This window comes from uncultured Acetatifactor sp. (assembly GCF_948601915.1).
Classification (GTDB): Bacteria; Bacillota; Clostridia; order Lachnospirales; family Lachnospiraceae; genus Acetatifactor.
Window position 1 is genome coordinate 1 of the sequence record NZ_CAPDXS010000272.1, and the last position, 2,102, is coordinate 2,102.

General features: G+C 57.9%; 3 protein-coding genes and 1 pseudogene. All 4 read right to left on the reverse strand.

The window, feature by feature from the left end; translation table 11 throughout:
* A pseudogene (locus Q2B33_RS23930) lies at positions 1–246 on the reverse strand (hypothetical protein); the annotation flags it as partial.
* A gap of 114 nt (positions 247–360) precedes the next feature.
* Positions 361–624, reverse strand: a complete 264-nt coding sequence (locus Q2B33_RS23935; RefSeq protein WP_300823420.1) for a hypothetical protein — start codon at positions 622–624, stop codon at positions 361–363.
* Positions 617–1,627, reverse strand: coding sequence for a DUF4314 domain-containing protein (locus Q2B33_RS23940; RefSeq protein ID WP_300823418.1), 1,011 nt, complete (start codon positions 1,625–1,627; stop codon positions 617–619). The genes Q2B33_RS23935 and Q2B33_RS23940 overlap by 8 nt, the downstream gene beginning before the upstream one ends.
* Positions 1,628–2,102 (reverse strand): DUF4240 domain-containing protein (locus tag Q2B33_RS23945; protein ID WP_300914334.1); only part of this gene is annotated, 475 nt, incomplete at its 5' end. It lies immediately after the preceding gene.

The window sequence follows — 2,102 nt, forward strand, 5'->3', positions numbered from 1 at the left end:
GTTGGCCGCTCCTTTCTGGCTGTATTTGCCCAAATCCTCATAGCTCCCAGCCGGATGGAGCGTACAGTCGGGCAGGTGCAAAATACTGTTGATGGCGTCAGCCGCCTTTTCGGGTGGATACCCCATCGAGACGGCGGCGAGGGCGTAGCTCTCCCGGACGCTTAACGTCTCCAGCTGCTCCTTCAACCACTCCTGTTCCTGGGGCGTACCGGGCAGTTCCAGGAATTCTTTGAAATCATCCGTCATCACTTCATCTCCATTCCGCCCTGCTGAGGGCTTTCTTCCATACCCTGGACCGGCTGTCCAGCGTCATCGCAAAGTCCGTTCACCTCCGTTTCCGCCTGAAGGCGAAAACTCCGTTCACTCCCTTGCTCTTCCGCTCCCCACAGCCAACCGCTTGGCCAGGGCATTGAGCGGGAAGATGTCTGTCTCCTGAATGCGCTCGTTCAAGTAGTCGTATTCCTCGACAGCATGGAACTCCAGATATGGGTGCTTTCCGTTCTCCAGCCGGAGCTGTTCCATCGCGTCGAGAAGTTCGTAATCCGTGGCTGGCAGATCCAGCTCCACTTCCTGATAGGCTCCGTTGGGGCTGCTGAATGTGCGGATATGGAATACCTTATCCAAGAGTCATCCCTCCCATCGGCGCTCCAGCCTCCATATCGGTGGGGGACTGGAGGGTCTGCTCATAGGTCCTGGGATCAGCAGCGGGGGAGTCCCAGCCACGCAGGCAGCCGCCCAGCATGGCCTGCTCTTGAGCCTTGCTGATTCCGCGGCATTGATTGCGGTAGTCCGCTATGTGCCGGTTCAGACCGGGTTTCTCACTGCTGTTCTCCGACACCTGATAGCCGGCGCCTCTGGTAATGCAGATCAGGGAGTCATCCTCCGGCAGGACAGAGAAGCACATATCCGGGAGCCGCTCAGAGAAGTGGGGATCGAAGCGGTCCTGCTCCGGCATGATGCTCCAGTCCTTGCTCTGCCACAGGTGGACATACAGCTCACAGCCATCTCCGATGCCAATATCACGCTGCTCAAAGCCCTCGCCCCAGCCATCAGACATCTGCCCGCTCAGATAATCAGTCAAAGTGTCCAGTTCCACAGGGGTCAGCGCTTCTGCTGCCTTGCACTCCACTACCGCCCAGAGCCGGCCTTCCCGTTCCTCTGTAGTGAAGAGAGCAGAGCGGACCTTGCGATCCACGGCATCATCTTTGCCGTACCAGTGCATAATGCCGCGCTCCGCTTCTTCCGGCATCCGTTCCCGGATCAGGGCGGCCAGGATGCTGTCTGCGTAGTGGCGAAGATCCCGCCCGTCCAAAGGAGTACCATCCTCATCCATTCCGCCGTATTCATCGGGTTCAAAGAGTTCCGCGGTCATGGGGGCGTACAGCTTCAGCGTCTGGAGGGGCGGGGGCAGGACAGAGAAGCTGTCCGCCCCCAGCACCAGGTTCAGGCTGCGGCCACTGTCCCAGTTCACCAGAAAGTGGCCGGCGTCGTCGATGCCCTTCAGCGTCCCCATGCTCCCCGGCTCCACCGGGTGGGGGTCGTCTTTCATCTCGCGGAGCTTGATCCGGCTGCCCACTGGAAACTGTTCCCGCAGAAAATCCAGCCATTCTTTTGGTATCCGGTCCATTTACATTCCCTCCATTTTTACATCAGTTTGCGGCCCGTTCCTCTGCGGGGGCCCGCCCTCACGCGCCTCCTGGATTCCCGGGAAGTCAGAGGAGAACATTGTATCGTGATGCTTCAAATGGAAGTCTACTGTGCCAGGCTCCAGGTATTTCTCACACAGGCGGGGGAAATAGGCTTCAATTTCGCCCCATTCGTAGGGATAATCGACGCCCTCGCCATAGATGATGTCCTTTCGCAGCTCCTCCACCAGTGCTTCATACATGTCAGGGTCTGTGTTATCATAGGCGTTCTGGCCGGTCATATCCTCCAGCACTCCATCTCCAATGTAGTACAGATCTTCAAACTGACAGCCTCCATAGGTTTCCACATCTGTCAGAGAGTCCGGGTCTGCCAGCGCCGCCAGATAGACCTCCCTGCCTTGGGCGATGAGCCATCCTCTAAAGTAGGAGAAGTCATTGTAGTCGCAGACATTTTCA

Coding starts and splice junctions, on each gene's coding strand:
- Q2B33_RS23940 (WP_300823418.1), bottom strand. CDS start 1,627: ATGGACCGGATACCAAAAGAATGGCTGGATTTTCTGCGGGAACAGTTT.